19 protein-coding genes and 1 tRNA gene are annotated in these 20,735 nt (G+C 69.7%); 6 read left to right on the forward strand and 14 right to left on the reverse strand.

Annotated features, from left to right (window positions below):
* Positions 1-4: 4 nt before the first annotated feature.
* Complete coding sequence (locus tag BJEO58_RS06155; protein WP_144573898.1) at positions 5-4,885, reverse strand: PDDEXK-like endonuclease domain-containing protein; 4,881 nt, start codon at positions 4,883-4,885, stop codon at positions 5-7.
* A gap of 202 nt (positions 4,886-5,087) precedes the next feature.
* Between BJEO58_RS06155 and BJEO58_RS06160 the strand changes: the two genes are divergently transcribed.
* A tRNA-Arg gene (locus BJEO58_RS06160) sits at positions 5,088-5,163 on the forward strand.
* Positions 5,164-5,243: 80 nt separating this feature from the next.
* Here BJEO58_RS06160 and BJEO58_RS06165 read toward each other — a convergent pair.
* The 3 genes from BJEO58_RS06165 to BJEO58_RS06175 are packed head-to-tail and all read right to left on the reverse strand — an operon-like array spanning position 5,244 to position 7,376.
* Positions 5,244-6,335, reverse strand: coding sequence for a M56 family metallopeptidase (locus BJEO58_RS06165; RefSeq protein ID WP_101588613.1), 1,092 nt, complete (start codon positions 6,333-6,335; stop codon positions 5,244-5,246).
* Between the two features lies 1 nt (position 6,336).
* On the reverse strand, positions 6,337-6,702 hold the full coding sequence (locus BJEO58_RS06170; protein ID WP_101588793.1) for a BlaI/MecI/CopY family transcriptional regulator: 366 nt from the start codon (positions 6,700-6,702) through the stop codon (positions 6,337-6,339).
* A 47-nt stretch (positions 6,703-6,749) separates the two neighbouring features.
* On the reverse strand, positions 6,750-7,376 hold the full coding sequence (locus tag BJEO58_RS06175) for a hypothetical protein (RefSeq protein WP_246076136.1): 627 nt from the start codon (positions 7,374-7,376) through the stop codon (positions 6,750-6,752).
* Between the two features lie 134 nt (positions 7,377-7,510).
* Between BJEO58_RS06175 and BJEO58_RS06180 the strand changes: the two genes are divergently transcribed.
* The 3 genes from BJEO58_RS06180 to BJEO58_RS06190 are packed head-to-tail and all read left to right on the forward strand — an operon-like array spanning position 7,511 to position 10,360.
* Positions 7,511-8,266 (forward strand): DsbA family protein, encoded by a 756-nt coding sequence (locus BJEO58_RS06180; protein WP_246076135.1) that lies wholly within the window; start codon positions 7,511-7,513, stop codon positions 8,264-8,266.
* Between the two features lie 5 nt (positions 8,267-8,271).
* Positions 8,272-9,147 (forward strand): cytochrome c biogenesis CcdA family protein, encoded by an 876-nt coding sequence (locus tag BJEO58_RS06185; RefSeq protein WP_101588615.1) that lies wholly within the window; start codon positions 8,272-8,274, stop codon positions 9,145-9,147.
* Positions 9,131-10,360 carry a hypothetical protein gene (locus tag BJEO58_RS06190; RefSeq protein WP_101588616.1) on the forward strand — a complete coding sequence of 410 codons (1,230 nt, stop codon included), beginning with the start codon at positions 9,131-9,133 and terminating at the stop codon, positions 10,358-10,360. Before BJEO58_RS06185 ends, BJEO58_RS06190 begins: the two co-directional genes overlap by 17 nt.
* A 12-nt stretch (positions 10,361-10,372) precedes the next feature.
* Here BJEO58_RS06190 and BJEO58_RS06195 read toward each other — a convergent pair whose 3' ends face one another.
* A complete protein-coding gene (locus BJEO58_RS06195; RefSeq protein ID WP_101588617.1) occupies positions 10,373-11,371 on the reverse strand; it encodes a universal stress protein in 999 nt (332 codons plus the stop codon).
* 225 nt (positions 11,372-11,596) lie between these two features.
* On the opposite strand from BJEO58_RS06195, the gene BJEO58_RS06200 reads away from it, so the two are divergent.
* Positions 11,597-11,863 (forward strand): GlsB/YeaQ/YmgE family stress response membrane protein, encoded by a 267-nt coding sequence (locus BJEO58_RS06200; RefSeq protein WP_101588618.1) that lies wholly within the window; start codon positions 11,597-11,599, stop codon positions 11,861-11,863.
* A gap of 87 nt (positions 11,864-11,950) precedes the next feature.
* Here the strand turns inward: BJEO58_RS06200 and BJEO58_RS06205 are convergent, their stop codons facing one another.
* The 4 genes from BJEO58_RS06205 to pdxH all read right to left on the reverse strand — a co-directional run bounded on the left by BJEO58_RS06205 (position 11,951) and on the right by pdxH (position 15,715).
* Entirely contained in the window at positions 11,951-12,508 is a 558-nt protein-coding gene (locus BJEO58_RS06205) for an HNH endonuclease (protein WP_101588619.1), read from the reverse strand.
* Between the two features lie 500 nt (positions 12,509-13,008).
* The gene (locus BJEO58_RS06210; RefSeq protein ID WP_101588620.1) at positions 13,009-13,863 is read right to left on the reverse strand and encodes a C40 family peptidase; all 855 of its coding nucleotides are present in this window, start codon (positions 13,861-13,863) and stop codon (positions 13,009-13,011) included.
* A 329-nt stretch (positions 13,864-14,192) separates the two neighbouring features.
* Positions 14,193-14,876: an iron-dependent transcriptional repressor DtxR gene (locus tag BJEO58_RS06215; protein WP_101588621.1), complete on the reverse strand. Its 684-nt coding sequence runs from the start codon at positions 14,874-14,876 to the stop codon at positions 14,193-14,195.
* 140 nt (positions 14,877-15,016) lie between these two features.
* Positions 15,017-15,715: a pyridoxamine 5'-phosphate oxidase gene (pdxH, locus tag BJEO58_RS06220; protein WP_101588622.1), complete on the reverse strand. Its 699-nt coding sequence runs from the start codon at positions 15,713-15,715 to the stop codon at positions 15,017-15,019.
* A 127-nt stretch (positions 15,716-15,842) separates the two neighbouring features.
* Here pdxH and serC point away from each other — a divergent pair, with 127 nt between their 5' ends.
* The gene (gene serC, locus BJEO58_RS06225; protein ID WP_246076134.1) at positions 15,843-16,994 is read left to right on the forward strand and encodes a phosphoserine transaminase; all 1,152 of its coding nucleotides are present in this window, start codon (positions 15,843-15,845) and stop codon (positions 16,992-16,994) included.
* A 56-nt stretch (positions 16,995-17,050) separates the two neighbouring features.
* On the opposite strand, the gene BJEO58_RS06230 is transcribed toward serC, so the two are convergent.
* From BJEO58_RS06230 to BJEO58_RS06250, 5 genes are all read right to left on the reverse strand, one after another.
* Complete coding sequence (locus tag BJEO58_RS06230) at positions 17,051-17,551, reverse strand: DUF456 domain-containing protein (protein WP_101588795.1); 501 nt, start codon at positions 17,549-17,551, stop codon at positions 17,051-17,053.
* Positions 17,552-17,705: 154 nt separating this feature from the next.
* On the reverse strand, positions 17,706-18,986 hold the full coding sequence (locus tag BJEO58_RS06235; protein WP_101588624.1) for an MFS transporter: 1,281 nt from the start codon (positions 18,984-18,986) through the stop codon (positions 17,706-17,708).
* Positions 18,983-19,936 (reverse strand): DUF3027 domain-containing protein, encoded by a 954-nt coding sequence (locus BJEO58_RS06240; RefSeq protein ID WP_101588625.1) that lies wholly within the window; start codon positions 19,934-19,936, stop codon positions 18,983-18,985. The genes BJEO58_RS06235 and BJEO58_RS06240 overlap by 4 nt, the downstream gene beginning before the upstream one ends.
* A complete protein-coding gene (locus BJEO58_RS06245; RefSeq protein ID WP_101588626.1) occupies positions 19,936-20,304 on the reverse strand; it encodes a cold-shock protein in 369 nt (122 codons plus the stop codon). Before BJEO58_RS06245 ends, BJEO58_RS06240 begins: the two co-directional genes overlap by 1 nt.
* A 192-nt stretch (positions 20,305-20,496) precedes the next feature.
* Complete coding sequence (locus BJEO58_RS06250; RefSeq protein ID WP_101588627.1) at positions 20,497-20,721, reverse strand: hypothetical protein; 225 nt, start codon at positions 20,719-20,721, stop codon at positions 20,497-20,499.
* Positions 20,722-20,735: the final 14 nt, after the last annotated feature.

A 20,735-nucleotide genomic window follows, 5' to 3' on the forward strand; every position in this document is an offset into this window, starting at 1 on the left:
GTCGTCAGCCCCTCTGAGCCGGTGATCCGGGGCCGGCAGCATCCGCGTCAGCCGCAGCTGCGTCGGCATCGGGCTCCTGATCCGCGTCGACTCTGCTCTGCACGGCAGTGTCGTCACGATCGTCGTCACCCAGGTCGTCGGTCTCGTCCACCGGATCCTGTGCATCTGCCGTCGTGGCAGGCTCCGCACTGTCAGCGCCGGCGACACCATCTGCCTCGGCAACGCTGTCATCGCTGTCGACGCTGTCATCCCCCGCAACATCGTCTGTCTCGGCGCCCCCGGGCCCCGCGGCCTGTGTCCATTCCCTCAGGCCGGCGTCCCGCAGTTCCGCGTGGCGGAGGCTGTCCGTGTCGTACGAGGGGATGATCTGGTCGGCCGGGACCGCTTCCGGCGCTGCCTCGGCATCCTGCGCGTCGTCGTCCACGACGGCACCGGTCGCCGGCACCGTGACCGCGGCAGCCTGTTCCGCAGCACGCTGCGCGGCCCGGCGCTGGGCGCGGGTCATCGGAGCGTTCGACGTCTGCTCAGCTGCGGCCGGATCCTCGGAGTCCTGCTCACTGCGCGCCGATGAGTTCGACGCCGCGCGCTTCGACGCCGCCACCCACGCGCGGTACGCCTTCACCGCAGTGTCCAGAGCGGACTCAGTCCGAGCCGAGCGCAGCTTCTGTGCCAATGCGGCACGCAGCTGCTCCTTGAGATCCGTATCGGAGCGGGACACTCCATCCGACTGGATCCACTCGATCATCGCGATGAGCTGCTCATCGGTGTACATGTGCATCGGCAGGCCGGACGCCACGCGGGGGCGGCTGCCCTGGCGATCGACGACGACCGCCGCGGCGCGGGCTGCATTGAGCAGTGCCTGCGGAGACAGTTCCTCGACGGTCTCCTTCCACGCCTCGAAGAGACGGTTCGCCTGACGCTGCGGATCGACGAACGCGTCCGTCGTCCAGATGCGCACGGACCTCCACCCACGCCGTGCCAACTGCTCCGGGCGCAGGCGTTCACGCTGGCGGATGCTCTCCGTGTTCGCATACATCGCGCCGTCCGATTCGACGGCGACGACCATGCCGTGGACGGCATCCGCAGAGTTCGCGATCGCCAGGTCGATGCCCTGGTAGTCGAGGTGGGCGAGCACGCCCTTGCGGCTGAGCCGTTCCGCGAGGTCGGTCACGATCGGATCACCCAGTTCCGCTGCGGGCTCTGTCGCGATGCGGTTGGCCTCCTCGCGGTCACTGCGCACCATCGCGCCGGTGCCGGTCACAGCACCGTAGGTGCGCTCAGTCGGTTCTCCACCTGCTGCGATCTCACCGAGCAGGGCCGGCAGCAGAGCTGCGCCGTGGTCCAGTCGAGCGGGGTCGAAATCGTCCGCTTCGAACGCGGAGACCACGGTGAGGCGCCTGCGCGCACGAGTGACCGCCGCGGCCAGGAGCCTGTCGCCTCCGGGCTGGGACAGCGGGCCGAAGGAATGGATGACACGTCCGTGCCGAGTGCGGCCGTATCCCAGGGACAGGATGACTGCGTCGCGATCCATGCCCTGGATCTGCTCGCAGTCCGTGACGACGAACGGCTCCTTCTCCGGGTCCTCGAAGAACGCTGCGACATAGGGGAACTGTCTGATCGCCTTCTGGATCCCCGCAGCGACCCGCTGTGCATGCCACGGCGTCAGCGTGATGACTGCGAGCGACTGACGCGCACGGGTGCGCGCGTGCCGGGTGACGAGGTCGACGACCTTCTCCACTTCGACGTCGAGACTCTCGACCTGTCCCGTCGCTGTGTCCGGCGTGCCCATCGCGTCGGGGACATAGGCGAACTCCAGTCCGCTGCCCTCCCCCGTGAGCGCGGTGGGCACCGTCCGGATGTGCGCGTCGTAGAAGTGACGATTGGCCAGTTCCACGAGCTCCAGAGGAGAGACGCGGTAGCTGGTGTGCAGTCGATGCAGCGGCAGGAACTCGGCCAGATCCTCCCAGACGCTCTGCGGCGCCTCTTCCGGTGTCAGTGCGCGCCGGTCGACAGTGACGCTGAAGTCACGAGGACCGGGCAGGCGCATATCGCCCAGAGCGATGACCTGCTTGGCACGCGCCAGCGCCGGGAGGACTTCGGAGGTCGTGAGGCGCCCGGCATCCGCCAGGACGACGGTGTCGAAGAGCGGCACGTCTGCGAAGAGCTCCGGCACCTGGAAGGGGGTCACCGTCCACACGGGCGCAAGGGTCGTGACGATGTCCGGTGCTCGTGCGGTGATCTCCGCGACCGTCGGCCGGTCGGACCGCAGTGTGTCACGGACGACCTGGGCCTGATCGCGCTGCTCCGCGATCGCTCGCTTCCACCTGCGTGCGTGCCCGTAGCGCAGGCGGGAGGCGCCGGCTGCGACGTACTGGCGGTCGGAGACCCTGTAGTCCGCCGCGATGCGATGGAGGACGGCACCGTCATGAGCACCGATCAGCGCATCTGCGCCGGCAAGATCCTGAAGGATCGTCGCCCACAGCGCCAGATCGAATTCGAGCCCCACGACTTCGTGGGCGACGCGGCGGTCCCGCAGGTCGTCGAGCAGCTCACTCAGACCCGCGTCGCGCAGTGCATCGTCCGTGCGGGTCCGTGCCGGGAGGTCGCTCAGCGACTCGTTCTCCTCGGCAAGGGCCTGCAGACGCGCTTCGAGCTCTTCGACGAGCATGTCTTCGAGCTCGCCGCCGTCGGGGGTCGTGGCCAGAGTGGGGACGAGTGCCGAAAGCTCCGCGGACAGGGCCCGGTACTCGGCGACCGCTTCCGGGATCCCGCGGGGCACCTTGGGTCGGATATCGCCGCCGGCGAGCTCCTTGAGCTCGCGTCGCTGCTTCGACGCGGCGAGCAGCCCTGCGTGCATGTCTGCGACCTGGGCACCGGGACGCAGGAATTCGCGTGCGGCCTTCTTCAGCCGATTGCGCTCGAAGAGGCCCATGTCGCGCCCTGCCTGCGCCCGGTACTCAGCTGTGCCGGTGGCGGCGATGAGGTCGCTCAGGCTGTGCTCGAAGACGTCCGGACTGAACACATCGAGCGTCTGCCGGAGCTCCTGCAGCAGCAGGAGCGCTCGGCCCCACGCACCGATGGTGCGTTCGGGGTTCAGACCCGATTCGCGCAGCACGGGCAGCGCGACGCGAGAGAATTCCGGGACCAGCTCGACGGACTTCTTCGCCCGCTCCTGCGCGCGGCTCACTTCGTCACTCGAGTCGACGCGTGCACCGAACCAGACGGTGTCGCTCACCTCCATCGTGAACGCGCCCATCCGCGACAGCTCGAGCAGCTGCGTCCTGAGATCCGCGCGGTCCTCCGCGGACAGCTCCAGGATCGTGCGGTCGAACCGCACACTCGTCGACGGACCGGGCCTCACCGCTGTGAGTGCGGCCAGTCGCTCCATCACTTCATATGCGGAGACGCCCCACGGTTCACGGATGCGGTGCAGGGACTCTGCGTGCTCACGCAGCGCGGCGCGCTGTTCGGAGAGTCGGTCCACCAGGCCGGTGAGCTCCGGCTGCGGCGCGCGCTCCGCAGAGCTGATGAGGCGGATGAGGCTGCGGCGGAGAGATTCTCCGTCACCGCGGCCGTCGATCGCGAAGCCCTCGAGGCCCGCCTGGGCCATCCTCTGCGAGAAGTCGCCCAGTTCGTCCTCGTCCTGCGCCACGTAGAGGACACTGCGGCCGGAGTGCGTCAGCGAGGTCGCCAATGCCACGGCCAGCTGTGTCGCACCCGTGCCGGGAGGAGTGTCGACGACGACGGAGGCGCCGTCCAGAGCAGCATCGACCACGGCCTGCTGGTCGCCGTCAACGTCGATCGCGAGGAACTCTTCGTGCGGAGCGCGGTCGGGAAGAGCACGCGGCCCCTGGTCCGCGGGGTCGGACGTGTCGATGCGCTCTGTCGGCACACCGTCGCCCCCCGCACCCGCGGCCGAGTCCGCGTCCGACTTCTTCCCCGCGTCCGCGCTCGTGCCTGCGTCCGCACTCGCCCCCGAATCCGAGGTCGCCACGGTGCGCGTGTCTGCGTGTCCGTCTGGGCCTGCATCTGCGCCTGGGCCAGAGTCTGCGACTGCGCCTGAATCTGCGCCCGGAGCCGCATCAGCGTCAACACCCCCGTCCGCGTCTGCGTCCGCGTCCGTCCCTGCGTCTGCCCGGGTGCTGGGCTGACGGAAGCCGACGCGGGCCTCGGCATCGCCTGCGAGCGCGCGCAGCAGCGGATGCTCCTCCGGCAGCGATTCGGACGCGTACGGCACCGTGATGTTCGCGAACGTCGACACGACGAGCCGCTCGTTCACGAGCATGCCGAGCACCGGACGGGTGAGCGTCCGGAGCCGGTTGAAGACGGGGGCCGGGTCGAAGCCGTGGGCCAGCCCCGTCGCAGCGACCCATTCGTCGACGTCGACGACGACGTCGTGCTCCTGGCGCAGATATTCCACGAGTGCCGGGTTGATGCGGACTTCCTCGGAGAGGCTGATCTCGTAGTCGTCGACGCTGCTGCCGCGCGGCAGCAGGTGCACGTTGCGCAGGATGACGGGAGCCGCGAAGTCTTCGCGGCCGTTGCCCTTCGGCCGGTTCCACGACGCGAAGCCGATCGCCAGCTGCGCGGCGGCGATGCCGCGCTGGCGATGGAGCTGGTCCGCCTTGCTGCGGATCGACCGGGCGCGCCTGCGCGCGTCGGCGAGGTGCTCGGGATCGCGCAGGAGGCTCGAGAGCCGAGTCGCGCGGCCCGCGAGCAGCTGGGCGAGGCCGGAGGGGTGGGCGCCGGTCAGATCGATCGATCCGTCGCGAGACTCACGGAAGTGCAGCATCGTGTCGCGACCGCCGATCCGGGCAGCCTGAGCCCTCCAGTCGGCGAACACGTCGTCGACTGACGGGGGAAGAACGGAAGCAGATTCTGACACGTCTCCGACACTACCGGGTCGCACGGACACGGCACGATGCGGCGCACCGAGGACGATGGATTTTCCGGGGGACGCCTGATCTGCGGCCCCTTCCGCCGCGCATGCGCCGCCAGAATCCGCCCCGTGGGGAGCGGGCCGGGATTCGCACAGGCGTGGACAACCAGTAGTATGGCGATGTTCGCGCGCATGAGCCCGCGAACACGCCCCCGTAGCTCAGGGGATAGAGCACCGCTCTCCTAAAGCGGGTGTCGGCAGTTCGAATCTGCCCGGGGGCGCCACATCGACTGCTCGGACCGCATGTCCGGGCCATGCCACGCCTTCGGGCGATCCCGTTCACTCAGGCCGGTGGGCGCTGCGCTCACAGGACGGCGCACCCGCTCAGCAGGGCCACGGCGCCGGCCGCGTGGACTCCCACCCCCGCCGCGGACACCGGCGCGATGAGCACCGCGAGGCCCGCACCCGGCCACCGCCGGGGGCGCTGGCGACGGCCCACCAGGGACGCCACCCGTGCACTCGGTCCGTCCTCTCGGCGTCCTCCTCGCACCGGCGATCCTTCCCGCGGACTTCCGCCTGTCGCCCCCAGGACGGACAGTGCTCCCGCAGCGGGGACCTCCGGTCCTGCAACCGAGGCCGTCTCCACCGCCGAGGCACCGGCCGCCTCGGGTGCCCGGGGGCGCTCGGCCTCCTGCAGCTTCACGAGCGCGCTCACGAGCGCGCCCGTCCCGACCGTGCGCAGCGCTCCCGCGTCCGCGTCGATCTCCAGCAGGTCCAGCACCGTCCGTTCGCACGTCGCGATGAAGGGGATCCAGCGCAGCGGCGCCGCGGTTCCCCTCGCGAGGGCGGCGATGAGGTGGTGCCGATGCTCCACGTGGATCGCTTCGTGTGCGACGACGGCACGCAGCTCCTCCTCGTCGAGGAGGTCGACGGCACCACGGGAGACCACGATTCCGCCGCACCGCGCCGGCAGTGCATAGGCGAAGGCCGTCCGGTCCTCGTCCACCCGCACCCGCACACCGGCGACGCATGAGGTCGCACGGAGGTCGGCACGGGCAGAGCGGCACGCCCGCGGAATCAGGACCACGAGCTCCCGCAGCAGGGAGGCGGCGATCACAGCGATGGTGAGCGCGGACGCTCCGATGAGGACCGCGCTCGGTATGCCCACCGGGACCGGCTGCTCGGAGAACGGGTTGGTCGCCGCGAGGCACTGCCGACAGACCTCACCCGCTGCACCCGGCACCAGGCCGGGGCCGGTCACCGACCACGTGAGGACTGGGCCGACGGAGATGAGCGCCAGCACCCATGCCGCACCCCCCACGGCGACGGCGGCGATCGCAGTCCTCGGGCGCAAGGAGAGCTGGGGCCGCACCGCGCCGAGCGCTGCGGGCCCCGCGAACGCGACGCAGACGAGGGCTGCGAGCAGGGCCGCCGCGAGGACGAGCGCACCGGGCATGTCAGCGCTCCCCGTCCTGGGTGCGCAGGTGCTCGCGGAGCAGGTCGAGGTCCTCCGCGGACATCGAGTCCGCGAAGCGGAGGATCGTCGCCGACCGGTCGCGGCTGGCGGCGAGCACCCCGCCCATGACGGCGGCATCATGGTCCTCGCGGCTGGTGACCGGCTCGTAGGACGTCGAGCGACCCTCACGACGCGCCCGCACGTACCGCTTGCGCTTGAGATTCGTGAGCACCGTCGCGATCGTCGTGTACGCGGGGTCGGTGGGCAGCGCGTCGATGACCTGTCGCACAGTCAGCGCACCGCGATCCCACAGGATCTCGAGGACCTGCCTCTCCAGGGGGCCGAGCGCCCGGGGCTGTCGTTCCACCGTCCTCCTCGTCTCTGCCGCAGGTGACGCGCACTCACGGCGTCCGGTCACGCCGACGCCGTGGATCGGGGCCTCGGCACGGGACACACCACCATTCCCTGCAGCCGCCACAGCAGTGCGTACCCGGTGAGGGCGAGCGCCAGCACCGCGAGGATCGGCTGCAGCGGTGCGAAGTACGTCAGCGCCCCCGTGTAGCCCAGCGCCAGGAGCGCGACCTTGTTGCAGACCGGGCATCCGACGGCGAACCACGCGAGCACCGTTCCGAGCATACCCATGCGGCCGCCTCGGGAGACGGCCGCCGACTGCGGCGGGGAGTCTGCACCGTCCCGGTCGTCGCCTCCAGCGGCGGTCCCACCGACGCGCACGTACGTCGCGGCGAGCATGCCCGTGAGCGCTGCCATGAGGACGAGGACGGGCACGTTCCACCAGACGGGCGGGATGTCGCGCGTGAAGACGGGGTTGGGGATGAGCACGGTCGCCGCACCGATGAGGACCCCGACCATCACTGCGACCGCCACGGCGACCCAGGTGCGCCACCGCGTCCAGGTGCGCAGGGCCAGCAGCACCGCGCGGACGTCGATTCGCCAGGGCATCCGCGCCGTCCCACGGGCGGGCGTCACGTTCTCACGGCCCGTCGTCCCCGGACCGCCCTTCGACGGCTGTGGCACCGGCACGGCGTCCTCCTTCGGTCAGCGTCGTCTCATGACGCCGCGTGCGGCGTCTCCTGCATGACTATGCACATTAGTCGACTATGCTCCATAGTAGTAGTCAGCTCGACACTCCCGCCCCCACGCATCAGGAGGCCCTCATGGCCGCACGCTCTCCGCGCCCGCGCAGCAGGTGGTGGATCCCCGTCACCGTCGTCGTCGCAGCAGCCGCGCTCGTGCTCGCGATCCTCGTGATCGACCGGGGGGACGTCGACGAGGCGGACGAATCCGTCGCGCAGGACTCAGACACCGCCGGCGCACAGGAGCACAGCGCCGCCACCGACGTCGAGCACCCGGAGCACGCCGCCTTCACCGAGGCGGAGACCCGCGACGAGGACGATGTCCAGGCGATCGGGCCGGTCGACGCACCGGTGGTGCTCGTCGTCTTCTCCGACTACCAGTGCCCGTACTGCGCATCCTGGTCCGCCGACACCCTGCCGTCGATGATGGACTACGCGGACACCGGGGACCTGCGCATCGAATGGCGCGACGTCAACGTGTTCGGAGACGCCTCCGAGCAGGCGGCGAAGGCGGCGCACGCCGCCGGCCGCCAGGGCTCGTTCTGGGAGTTCCACGACGAACTGTTCACCGGCGGGGAGCACCGCTCGCCCGACGACCTGACCGCGGAGGCGCTCACGGACACAGCCGAAGGCATGGGCCTCGACACCGCACAGTTCGACGAGGACCTGGAGTCCGACGAGACGCAGGAGGCGATCGACGAGTACGCACAGATGGGAGTGGAGCTCGGCGCGTTCTCGACCCCCGCATTCCTGGTGGGCGGCGAACCGATCGTCGGCGCTCAGCCCACGGACGTGTTCACCGAGGCCGTCGACACCGCGCTCGCGGCACAGAGCTGATCCGCTTGGACATCGGCTTCGTCAGCGCCTTCACCGGCGGCGCCCTGGCTCTCCTGAGTCCGTGCGCCGCGCTGCTCCTGCCCGCCTTCTTCGCATCGACGGTGGGAGCCGGTGCGCGCCTGCTGCTCCACGGCACGGTCTTCTACAGCGGGATGCTGCTGGTCCTGGTCCCCCTGGGGGTCGGCGCCGGAGCACTGGGCGGCCTCTTCACCACCCACCGGCCACAGATCGTGATCGGCGCGGCGGTCATCCTGACGGTCCTGGGCGTCGCCCAGTTCCTGGGCTTCGGATTCGACCCGGCGAAGCTCGTGCCCGGCGGCGACGCGGCCCGCACCCGGACGGCACGGGCGAGCGGAATGACGAAGACCTTCCTCCTGGGCGCCACGAGCGGAGTCGCGGGCATGTGCGCCGGCCCGATCCTCGGTGCCGTCCTCACCCTCGCGGCCGCCCGCGGCGACATCGTGGGCTCCGCGTTCATGCTCGCCGTCTACGGCGCGGGCATGGTCGTGCCGCTGCTCCTCGTCGCCGCGCTCTGGCACCGGCTGGGCGGACGCGGACGCGCCGTGCTCCGCGGTCGCGAGATCTCTGTCCTCGGCACGCGACTGCAGACGATCTCGATGCTCACCGGAGCGCTCATGATCATCGCAGGGATCGTCTTCTGGGTGACGAACGGTCTCGTCTCCGTGCCCTCGTTCGTCTCCACCGAACTCCTCGCACGGTTCCAGTCGTCGGCGCTCCTCACGAGCCCGGCGGCGGACATCGCCGCGGTCCTCCTCCTCGCGACGGTCGTCATCGCCCTGTGGTTCGCCCGTGAGCGGCGCCTCTCGCGGGCACGCGTCTCCACCCGCCCAGAGGGAGAGGGACATGGATCTGAACGATGAGAGCCCCGTTGCCTCTGTGAGCACAACCGGGCCCCACCGCGGTCGTGCAGCCGCTGCGGCAGCGGCCCTCGCCCTGACCCTCGCCGCCTGCACGTCCGGCGAAGGCCTCGAGAGACAGGGTCCTGCCGACGTCGAGGGGCTCGAGCGCGACCCCCGCGCGTCGTCTCTGCAGCTGCCTGCGGCCGATACCGCGCACGTGCAGATGCCCACCCAGTTCGGGCAGCTCGTCACCGTCGAACCCGCCTGGGATCTGCCCGTGCAGCGCGGCGAGGACATCTTCCTATCGGCCGAGGAGACGGACCGCGCACTCGTGTTCCGCGCCGTCGACTCCACGGGCGCCGTGCGCTGGTCCGCGGAGAGGCCCCTCGCCTGCGCGGGCTTCGTCGTCACGCAGGATGCGGAGGGCCGCGATCTCGCGGTGCTCACCGATGCAGAGACCTCCGAGGACGACCTGTCGGTGACCACGGCGAGCGCGTACGACCTCGGCACCGGCGAGCAGGTGTGGGGGCCGGTCGAGGTGCCCGGCCCGCACACCGGCCCGGGTCTCGTGTTCGAAGCGCCGCCGGAGGGGTTCATGGGCCAGAGCGGGGAGCCCGCGGTCCTCGACCCGACCACCGGCGAGAGGCTCAGCGACGACGGCAGAGTGATAGGCGAGTTCAACGGCACCATCCTGCGCGTCGAGGGCGATGACGTGACCGCGCAGACGGGGGCGGGTCACGAGTGGTCGACGCCGCTCAGCGAGATCGGCGGAGGTGCGTTCTCTCTGGAGGCTCATGCGGCGGCGACGGCGGCCGACGGGCTCGCACTGCTCGACACCGGCGAGGGTGCGGGTCCGCTGCTGGACCTGGAATCCGGTGAGCTCCTCGCCGGCGACGTCCACGACGTCGCCCGCGACACGGGTTCCGCCACGATCGCGGTCCTCGACGGGGACGGTCTCACCGTTCTCGACGACGAGGGCGACGAGCAGCTGGCGATGTCCGTCCGCGAGGGTACGACGCTCGAAGCAGTCGTCGGGGTTCTCGTCTACGTGCGCGACGGCGGCTCGGTGCGTGTCCACAACGGGATCACCGGGACCATCGCTCAGGCATACGCGAAGGACGGTGCAGGACCGGTCGCCGTCCCCTCCCTCGTGACGAGGGAGGGGACGGGGGCGCTGAATGCGGGGAACCGGACTCTCCTCACCACCGACCGCGTGGTCGAGGATCGGGGGTGACGTGAGGCGGGGTCACCGCTTGACGCGCACCACCATCGTGGGAGCAGCGGAGTAGGGCAGAACCGACTGCGAGGTCGAGCCCAGGAGCAGTCCCGCGAACCCACCGCGGCCTCGGGAGCCGATGACGAGGATGGCGCACGTGTCCGACGCCCGCACCAGCACTTCGGCCGGCTGACCGTCGAACAGTGTCCACCGCACCTCGAGATCAGGGTGCTCCTCGACGATCGCCGCCCGGGCGGCCTCGAGCTTATCCGTGCCCTCCTGGATGAGCCGTTCCAGGTCGCCCTGGGACGGGATCCACTCCGGCCCGATCACCGTCGTCGTGATGACCGCCTGGATATGGAGCGGCGAGTTCCGGCGCATCGCGATGTGTGCGGCCTCCCAGAGCGCCGGCGATTCCCTGCCCAGCGAATCGACGCCCACGACGACCTGACCGGTGTAGTCGATGCCCGGGACCGTGTCCGTCTCCTCTGACCGCTCGATCGGACCGTCCGCGCTGCTGTGGACCGGGCGGGACGAACTGGGACGGGCCTCGCCGGTGACCCCCGGCTCCCACCCGACGGGGACGACGATCGTGGGGCATGCGGAGTGCGCCGGCAGCGCCGAGGACACCGTGCCCAGGAGCCGCCCGGCGAAGCCGCCCTTGCCGCGCGATCCGACCACCGTGAGGCTGGCCTGCTTCGACTCCTCCACGAGGACACCCGCAGCATCGCCGATCTCGATGATCGCCTCGACGGGCACGTCCGCCGCCTTCACCTCTGCGGCCGCCTCCTTGAGCACTGTCGTGACCGATGAGCGGACCGCAGAATCGTCGATGGGCACGTACGACACGTCGATGGTCGCGGCCGCGACGCTCGGCACCGTGTACGCACCGACGACGCGGATGGAGCGGCCAAGAGCCTTCGCCTCACCGATCGCGAAGCGGAGCGCGTTGCGGCTGGCGTTCGAACCGTCGACACCGACGACGATCGCCTGGGGGTCCGCGACCTCCGAGGTCTGGTTGTCTGCCATGTCTCCTCCTCCGTGTCACCACGGGCCGCTGAGCGGCCCGTGCCTCGCTCGCCCCCTGTACGGGTGCGTCGTGGCTCACATTACCGGCGATGCGAGATTCTGCGGGGCGGTTCACCACGATGTGATCCGCCCCCACTCGGATCCTGGAACGCCACGCGGATCGCAACGAGTTGCGTCGAGCAAGGCTCCTTGTAGGCTGAAGATCCGAACGACAAAGGAGGCAGTATGGGTATCCTCGCGTTTCTGCTCTTAGGACTCATCGCCGGCGCCATCGCCAAGGCGATCCTTCCGGGCCGTCAGGGCGGCGGCTGGATCGGCGCGCTGATCTGCGGCGCCCTGGGCGCCGTGCTCGGCGGCTGGATCGGCAGCGCTGTGTTCGGCACCGGCGTGACTGAGTTCTGGTCGCTCACCTCGTGGCTGCTGGCCATCCTGGGCGCCCTCATCGTGCTGGTCGTGTGGGGCTTCATCTCCCGCGCTGTCAGCAAGACGTGACACCGACCGCACGGTAGGCCGAGGCGCGTCGGAGTGGAGAGCACTCCGGCGCGCCTCTCTTGTGCCCGGACTCGCGCCCGGACGGCTTCACGCCGCCGGCGCGGCCACCGCCGCCGAGGCCGTCGTCACCGCAGCCGTCCCGCTCCCCCAGCCGTCGGCCACGAGGAACGGGCGCCACTCCTCGACCGGTTCTTCGATCTCGCGCAGCCAGAACCGCCCCACGCGCGGCGGAGACGGGGCGAAGCGCAGCGCCCATCCCATCTCCTCCGGTGTGCGGTCGCCCTTGCGGCCGTTGCACGACCGGCAGCAGGCCACCAGGTTCGTCCACGTGTTCCGCCCTCCGCGCGACCTCGGCAGGACGTGGTCGATCGTCGTCGCGTGCCCGCCGCAGTACGCGCAGAGGTGGCCGTCCCGCCGCAGCACACCCCTGCGGGACAGCATGACGCGTCGACTGCGGGGCGGCTTCACGTACCGCGTGAGGATGATCACCGACGGCCGGTCCAGCTCGACCGATGCGCTGCGGATCGGGATGGCGTCGTCTGACTGCAGCACTGCCGCCTTGCCCGTCAGCACGAGGACCACCGCGCGCTTGAAGGACACGACGGACATCGGCTCGTAGCCGGCGTTCAGGACGAGGGTCTTCACGACGCACCTCCAGGACTGCGCGGATGCGCGTGAATGACGAAACGGCGCCACACATGCGTGTGGCACCGTTCGTGGTGGACCGGCCCTGGGCCGAAGAGAGGGGATATCGCCTCTGGGCATATCCCCTCGACAGGTATGAGACGAGGACGTATCTCCTCTGCGCCGGTCACGGCGCGTCGGATTCCCGCGGGCGCAGGCAGGACTGCAGTGCCACGCGCACATAGTGTGCGGAGCGTGTGCATCACCGGCTTCGTCGCCGATCGCAGTTCGTGCCTCTCACCCATGACCCCTCCTGGACTCACTGCACCAAGGGTAGGCCCATCCGGGTCCGATGTGGAGTGCCGCGTCCGTCGTGTCATCGAACGTGCCGCCGGTGTTCCCGCAGCGTTCACCGGAATGCGGGGTAGACTCCGGAGCCGATCGGCACCCGCAGACGCAGAGACACCCGCGCTCCGTCCGGACCTGTGGACGGAGTGCGGGTGTCTTCGTGCGTGATGCGATCAGAGAACGCGGATGTAGGTGACGCTCCCCATCCACGAGTGGCTGCGGTAGGAAGTGCCGGACGACGACGATCCTGCGTCGTACATCATGCCGTTGCCCGCGTAGATTCCGATGTGCCCCGGCTTGTACACGAGGTCACCGGGCCTCGCCTCCGAAGCGGAGACGGTCTGACCGGCGGACGCCTGTGCGCCGGAGCTGCGGGGCAGATTCACCCCGACCTTGCTGAACACGAAGGAGGTGTAGCCGGAGCAGTCCCAGCCGGAGGTCGAGGTGCCGCCGTAGACGTAGGGGACACCCGTGTACTGCTTGGCGATCGCGATGACCTGCTCGGCCTTCGATCCATCCGGAAGCGCGGCGCCGCCGTCGTCGGAGGATTCGCCCGAATCAGAGGATTCGGAGTTCGACGAACCGGAGTCGGAGGAACCCGAATCAGAGGAGCCGGAGTCGGAGGAACCCGAGTCGGAGGAGCCGGAGTTCGATTCGACGGACTCGGAGGGAGTGGGCTCCGGCTCAGGCTCAGGCTCCGGAGCCTTCTCCGCAGTCACGTTGGAGACCGAGGCGGCGCCGACGACGTCCGCGTCGTCGGTGTCCTCGTCCTGCTCCGGGATGACCGTCTTCGCCTGGTTCACGAAGTCGGTGGTGGGCGTGTCGTCCGCTTCAGCGGTGACGGCCGCCGCATCATCCTCACCCATCGCAGGCAGAGTGGCGGTGACGACGAGTCCGCCTGCTGCGGCGACGACCGCCGCGCGACGACCGACCACGCCGTAGTTGGCGCCCAGGGCGTCGGTGAGTTCTGTGAGCGGGGTCTTGACGCGGGTTTCGGCCGCGCGGCGACCATGCTTCCTTGTAGCCACGATGTCCTCTCCATTTCCTACGAGATGTCGCACGTCGAGCTGGAGATGCTCTGTCCTTCCGGACTGTGCTGCCGGTCGCCCGGCCCCTCGCCGCCGCTCAGGTCCTGTTGCTGTTTCTTCGATCCGATCGTGCGGGTGCGGCGTGCGGAACCCGGGTCGGATGGCCTTCTTCCGAAGGCGCCTCGACAACTGTAAACGATCGGCAACGCCATGTCACATTTGGATCACGGATCAGATCACGGACGGTGACCTTCCGCGTCGACGGCCTCGCATCGTCGCAGGTGAGAGCCTCGATTAACCGAATGGACCTGATGTAACGAGGTTGCGCGTCAGCGTGTCACGAACACGAAAGCCGCGGTCTCGGACGGAAGATCGAGCACATCCGCGGATCCTTCAGCGCGGATGCTCACGTAGTCGCCGTCCCACTCCACGGTCACCACTGCGCCCGGCAGGATCCCGGTCTCCTGCAGCTGCGCCAGGAGCTCGATATCGACCTGGAGCGGCTCCGCGAGCCACGCGATGCCCACGGTCCGCGTCTCACCGGACTTCACCGCACGCGTGAGCGAGACCGTGTCCGGCACGACCGCCGGATCTGCGCCCAGGTCTTCGAGTGCGGGGATCGGGTTCCCGTACGGACCCGTCGTGTGCTCCGGGAGGATCGAGAGGAGTCGTGTCTCGACCTGCTCGCTCATGACGTGCTCCCAGCGACAGGCCTCATCGTGGACGAGCGACCAGTCGAGCCCGACCACGTCGGAGAGCAGCCTTTCGGCAAGACGATGCTTGCGCATCACATGTGTTGCGAGATCGCGTCCCTCGTCGGTCAGAGCGAGGTGGCGGTCCGCATCGACGACGACCAGGCCGTCCCGTTCCATGCGGGCCACAGTCTGCGAGACCGTCGGACCGGAATGCTCCAGGCGCTCGGCGATGCGCGCGCGCAGCGGGACGATCCCCTGCTCCTCAAGCTCGATGATCGACTTGAGGTACATCTCGGTCGTGTCGATGAGGTCGTTCACGTCTCACGCTCTCTCTTCGCAGTCCCGACACACAGTCGGGGAGCCATCGCATCCGTCTGGACAGGGCGGAAGCACCCGCGGTCATTTTACGGTGCAAAGCGGCGAACGGACACTCAGCCGAACCGGGGCGCCCCGCGCCGTCATGGCTGGAGTCGCACCGCAGACCATGTCGCCGCGTCGTCCAGGGATGCCGGGCGGCCGTCCCGACTGGTGAAGAGGAACCGATCATGCATGCGATTGAGCCTCCCCTGCCAGAACTCGATCTCGTAGGGCAGCACGCGATAGCCGCCCCAGTGAGACGGCCGTTCGACGTCCTTGCCCTCCCATCGGACCTCGAGCTCTGCCACCTTCCGAGCGAACGCATCCCGCCCGCGGACCGGCTGCGACTGCGCGGATGCCGCCGCCCCGATCTGCGAACCGCGAGGGCGCAGCGCGAAGTACTCGTCCGACTCCTCCGGTGTCACCTTCGACACGACGCCCCGGACGCGCACTTGGCGCTGCATGTCGTGCCACGGGAAGACCAGCGCCACGAGTGGATGCGCCTCGATCTGCCGTCCCTTCGCGGACAGGTAGTTCGTGAAGAACACGAAGCCGCGCGCATCGAAGCCCTTGAGGAGGACGATGCGGGCAGCGGGGCCGGCGTCGTCGTCCGTCGCCACGACCATCGCGTTGGGCTCCCCCAGGCCCTCGCCCGCGTCCTCGTACCAGCGGGAGAAGATGCCGTGGGGAGTCTCCGCCGGCAGGTCGATGTCCACGTCGTCGTACTCGACCCGCTGCCGCGCCAGTGCCGCGATGGCGTCCTGTGCCGCTGCGGGAGCCGCTTCCGTCTGCTCATCCATGGCTCCACGCTACTCCCGGCACACCCGAACTCGCCGCACACCCGAACTCGCGGCGCACCCGCACGCGGGAGGCGCCCGCCCCTCCCTCGCCGCGCAGGAGGACCGGCCTCGCAGTAGGATCGCTGGCGTGAGTACTGACACCCCCGCAGACATCGTGATCCCCGCCCATCTCCAGCCCGTCGACGGACGCTTCGGCGCAGGTCCCTCGCGCGTGCGCCCCGAGCAGATGGCCGCGCTCGCCGCCGCCGGCCCCACCGTGATGGGCACGTCCCACCGCCAGAAGCCGGTCAAGGAGCTCGTCCGTCGCGTACGCACCGGACTCACCGAGCTGTTCTCCCTGCCGGACGGCTACGAGGTGATCCTCGGCAACGGCGGATCGACCGTCTTCTGGGACGCCGCCTCGTTCGGACTCGTCCGCACACGTGCGTCGCACGCCCAGTTCGGCGAGTTCGGGTCCAAGTTCGCGAAGGCGACGAAGACCGCCCCGTTCCTCGAGGAGTCGCTCGTCGTCGACGCGGAGCCGGGCACCTCCGCAGTGCCGCAGACCGACGCATCGGTGGATGTCTACGCGTGGCCCCACAATGAGACGTCGACGGGAGTGGCGACGTCGATCCGGCGCCCGGCGGACATCGCCGACGACGCACTCGTGGTCATCGACGCGACATCCGCAGCAGGCGGCATCCCCGTCGACATCCGCGAGACGGACGTCTACTACTTCGCCCCGCAGAAGAACTTCGCATCGGACGGCGGCCTGTGGATCGCCCTCGTCTCCCCCCGAGCCATCGCCCGCATCGAGGAGATCGCCGCGTCGGATCGCTGGATCCCGGAATCACTCAGCCTCGCGACGGCGCTGGACAATTCCCGCAAGGACCAGACGTACAACACTCCGGCCGTCGGGACGCTGGTCCTGCTCGCAGAGCAGATCGAGTGGATGAACACCCACGGGGGACTCGCCTGGGCCGGTGCCCGCACGGCGGAGTCATCGGCTCTCGTCTACGCGTGGGCCGATGACTCCCCGATCGCTCGTCCGTACGTCTCCGACCCGGCCGACCGTTCGCAGGTCGTCTGCACCATCGACTTCGACGCATCGATCGATGCTGCGCGCCTGGCATCCGTCCTGCGCGCCAACGGCATCGTCGATGTCGAGCCGTACCGGAAGCTGGGCCGCAACCAGCTGCGCATCGCGACCTTCACCGCGGTGGACCCCGACGACGTCCGCGCACTGCTCGCATGCATCGATCACGTCCTCGAGCAGTGGGGAGCCACCGCCACGGCCTGAGGCGTGTGGTGCCTCTTCCCGCGGGCAGAGGCACCACACCGCTCAGGCGCGCCGCGTCAGGCGGCGACGAAGTGGTGGATCACCGTCCCGGCGAAGACCGCCAGGGCCAGTGCAGCGCACCCGAACTCGATGAGGATGCCGATGCCGGCGGCCTTGATCGCCGCCCAACTGGTGTCCCACGCCTTCCGCGCATCGCCCAGCCGCTGCCACTCTGCGGCCCAGAGGCCGCCCACGAAGCCCAGCAGCAGGCCGATCACGGGAACGACGAAGAACCCGACGACCGCCAGGATCCCGCCGACCAGCAGCGAGCGATTCGGGATCCCGCGCTCCTTGAGCCGTCGACCGGTCAGCACCCAGCCGGCAGCCATCCCCAGCGCCACGAGGACCGTGATCGCGGCGAACGCCGTCCATCCGGTGCCGGTTCCCACGACGATCGCCCACACGAGCGCGGACACGGCGATCGTGGCGGAGCCCGGCAGCACCGGGACGACGATTCCCACGATGCCCACGAACATCGCGAGTCCTGCGAGCACGGTGACGATGACGTCTGCGGTCACGATGAGGAGCTCCATTCGGATCAGGGGTGCCAAGGGGCCTCGGCAGGAGGATCGGTCCTGGCGCATCCGTCCGATCCGGAGTCTACGGGCGTCGTTGAACACGTGGACAGTGCAGGGCGGTCAGGCTTCCATACTGTGATGGAGCTGTGATCGCTCAGCCCTTCGGCTGCCGACCGTCGTAGCTCAGCCGGATGAAGCGCCGTGACCGGCGCACGTAGTGCACGCGCAGGTGCTTCGCAGACACCATCCAGAGCACTCCGATGAGGATCCCCACCATGCCCGAGGCGGCTCCGACTCCCAGCGCGGCCCGCGGGCCCAGCTGGTCGACGATCCACCCGGCGAACGGGGCTCCCAACGGCGCCCCACCCAGGACCACGGCGGCGTAGATCGACATGATGCGGCCGCGCACGCCCGCCGGTGTGGTCGTCTGCACATACGCGTTCGCGGACGTGAGCATGGTGATGGACGACAGGCCCAGCGTGGTGAGAGTCAGTGCGAACGTCCAGTAGTTGGGCATGACTGCCGCGGCTGCGCACGCCGCACCGAACGCTCCGGCCGCCCAGAAGATCGTGCGCAGGCGCGGCCGGTCGCGCCGGGCGGCCAGCAGAGCACCGGTCAGGGAACCCACCGCCAGGATCGAGTTCAGCAGTCCGAAGGCGCTGGCATCACGGCCGAACTCCATGCGCGCCATCGTCGCCGTGTAGATGTTGAACTTGATGCCGAACGTCGAGACCACGAAGATCACCGCCAGGACGACGATGATGTCGGGTCGTGTGCGCAGGTAGCGGAAGCCGCCCATGATCCCCCGACCGGGGGCGCGGCGGGTCCGGGCGTCCGGCGACTGCAGACGGCCGCGGTCCAGCGACAGCAGCACTCCGACGGTCCCGGCGAAAGCCAGCCCGGACAGCAGGAAGACGGCGGAGGCGCCGATCGCTGCCGTCAGCACACCGGCGACGGCGGGACCCAGCATGCGCGCGGTGTTGAACGACGCGGAGTTCAGGGAGACGGCATTGGGGACGAGCGCGTCTCCCACGAGTTCGGAGACGAACGTCTGGCGAGCAGGATTGTCGACGGTCGCCACGATGCCCAGCGCCAGGGCGAGCAGATAGACGTGCCACAGCTGGATCGCGCCGGTGGCGGTGAGGGCGAAGAGGACCAGACCCATCGTGCCCATGAGGACCTGGGTGATGAGGAGCAGGCGGCGACGCTGGAAGCGGTCCGCCAGTGAGCCCGCCACGGGGAAGAGGACGAGCTGCGGCCCCAGCTGCAGGGCCATCGTGATGCCCAGGGCCGTGGCGTCGTCGTCGGTCAGCTGGGTGAGGACGATCCAGTCCTGGGCAGTCCTCTGCATCCAGGTGCCGGTGTTCGACACCAGTGCGCCGCCGAACCACTTCCGGTAGTTGGGTTCGGCCAGCGACCGGAACATCGACGTCATCCGCGGGAGTGCGCCTCCTCAGGCCGGGCTCCCACATGCTCGACGATGTCGAGCGATTCGTCGAAGTCGTCGACGACGGAGCTCGCGGGCTCCGTGGAACGGCGCTGCACGTCCGTCTCCGAATGCGCTCCGCACCCGGAGTCGAGCGCGACGATGCGTCCGTCGAAGGGCGCCCACTTGTTCGCGCACACGCCGAAGCGGGTGCGCATGCTGCCGGCGATCGGCAGGAGGAAGCCGCATGTCGAGCACTGCCCGCGGGCCTCGCGGGCGAACTCCCCTTCCGGTCCGGCGTCGGACTCCACCCACCGCTGCGCGGCGCTGGCGATCCCTTCGCGGGACAGCACGCGCGTCCGGCCCAGCCCGTACTCGAAGTTCGGCACCTGATCGATGTCGTCGCCGGGGCGCACGTCGACCTGTTCGAGGCCGAGGTCCAGATTCGGGTCGTCCTCCGCCTTCGGCAGGACATCCTTGGGCCGCATGTCCCCGGGGCGCACACGCTCGTCCCACGGCATCCAGGCGGGTGCCACGAGGGCGTCGGCACCCGGCAGCAGCGCGGTTTCGCACACGGTGGTCTTCTTGGCGCGCGGCGCGCGCGCCAGCACTGCCACCCAGTGCCACCCGCGGTAGGCCGGGTTGGTGCACGCGAAGCTGTGGGTCACGAGCCGCGTGTCCTCCGCGACGACGCCCAGGTGGGCACCGACCTCGGACTCTCCGGCGACCTCGGTGATGGCTGCGCGGGCGACGTCGACGGCCTCGGCCAGCACAGTGTCCAGGACGATCGCGGTCGGCCTGCGCGGCTGACGGCGTTCCCGTGCGGTCGGCGCGTCCGTCGCCGAGGTCGTGGTGGCCTCAGACGACTCTGCCGCCTCAGCGGCACCAGCCGCTCGGGTCGTCGCGGTCGGCGAGGTCGCCTCCGCGGACGCCAGCCAGCGGTCGAACAGTCCGGACATCAGCCCTCCAGGTCGTCTGCGATTGCGCGGAGCACTTCCGCCACGCGGTGGGAGTGCCCAGCATCAGGGTACCGCCCACGGCGCAGGCCGTTCGATGTGTCATCCAGCATCGTGATGACGTCCTCGATCATCGCTGCGGTCTTCTCCGGGTTCCGACGCACGCGGGCGGGCGACTCGTGGACCCGGGCCTTGAGCACCTGCTTGCCCTTCCGCCCGTCGACGATGTCGAACTCCAGCCGCATCCCGGGAGCCGCGGCGACACCGTCGGGCAGCGACGAGCCGTGGAGGAAGATCTGCTCGCCGTCATCCGCGGTGACGAAGCCGAATCCCTTGTCTGCGTCGAACCACTTCACGCGTCCTGTGGGCATGTCCGTCCTTTCACGGCCGCGCGGCTGCGCGACCGGTCGATGGGGTGCGCGGTGCGCACGGGGTGGGTGTGCGCGATGCGCATCGGGGCGCCTTGCGGCGCGGGGTGATGAGGGTGGCCGCAGTCCATCGCGGCGGGCCTGTGCGTCAACGGGCTGCGCGTCGCACACCCGCGAACGGGATGCGGCTGAGCCTCAGATGGAGCGGCGGCGGGCGATACCCTGGGCGAGCACCACCAGCATCAGGATGAACGCGAGCGGCAGCAGCACCATTCCCGTCCATGTGAACACCGGTGGCACCGACGATCCGAGCAGCCCGACGATCACCACCAGCGTGAGGCAGGCGAGACCGAGCAGCGCGATCACTGCCGCGGCCGCGCCGAGCACGGCACCCGGGGGTCTCTGCGTGTCTTCTGCCATCGGGCACCTCCTTC

This window comes from Brevibacterium jeotgali, from assembly GCF_900169175.1.
GTDB lineage: Bacteria > Actinomycetota > Actinomycetes > Actinomycetales > Brevibacteriaceae > Brevibacterium > Brevibacterium jeotgali.

Bases quoted from the DNA above. Each gene is read 5' to 3' on its own strand.
- BJEO58_RS06165 (WP_101588613.1), bottom strand. From the start codon at position 6,335: ATGCCCGGTGCGCTCGTCCTCGCGGCGGCCCTGCTCGCAGCCCTCGTC.
- BJEO58_RS06180 (WP_246076135.1), top strand. From the start codon at position 7,511: ATGGCCGCACGCTCTCCGCGCCCGCGCAGCAGGTGGTGGATCCCCGTC.
- BJEO58_RS06190 (WP_101588616.1), top strand. From the start codon at position 9,131: ATGGATCTGAACGATGAGAGCCCCGTTGCCTCTGTGAGCACAACCGGG.
- BJEO58_RS06195 (WP_101588617.1), bottom strand. From the start codon at position 11,371: ATGGCAGACAACCAGACCTCGGAGGTCGCGGACCCCCAGGCGATCGTC.
- BJEO58_RS06200 (WP_101588618.1), top strand. From the start codon at position 11,597: ATGGGTATCCTCGCGTTTCTGCTCTTAGGACTCATCGCCGGCGCCATC.
- pdxH (WP_101588622.1), bottom strand. From the start codon at position 15,715: ATGGATGAGCAGACGGAAGCGGCTCCCGCAGCGGCACAGGACGCCATC.
- BJEO58_RS06235 (WP_101588624.1), bottom strand. From the start codon at position 18,986: ATGACGTCGATGTTCCGGTCGCTGGCCGAACCCAACTACCGGAAGTGG.
- BJEO58_RS06240 (WP_101588625.1), bottom strand. From the start codon at position 19,936: ATGTCCGGACTGTTCGACCGCTGGCTGGCGTCCGCGGAGGCGACCTCG.
- BJEO58_RS06245 (WP_101588626.1), bottom strand. From the start codon at position 20,304: ATGCCCACAGGACGCGTGAAGTGGTTCGACGCAGACAAGGGATTCGGC.
- BJEO58_RS06250 (WP_101588627.1), bottom strand. From the start codon at position 20,721: ATGGCAGAAGACACGCAGAGACCCCCGGGTGCCGTGCTCGGCGCGGCC.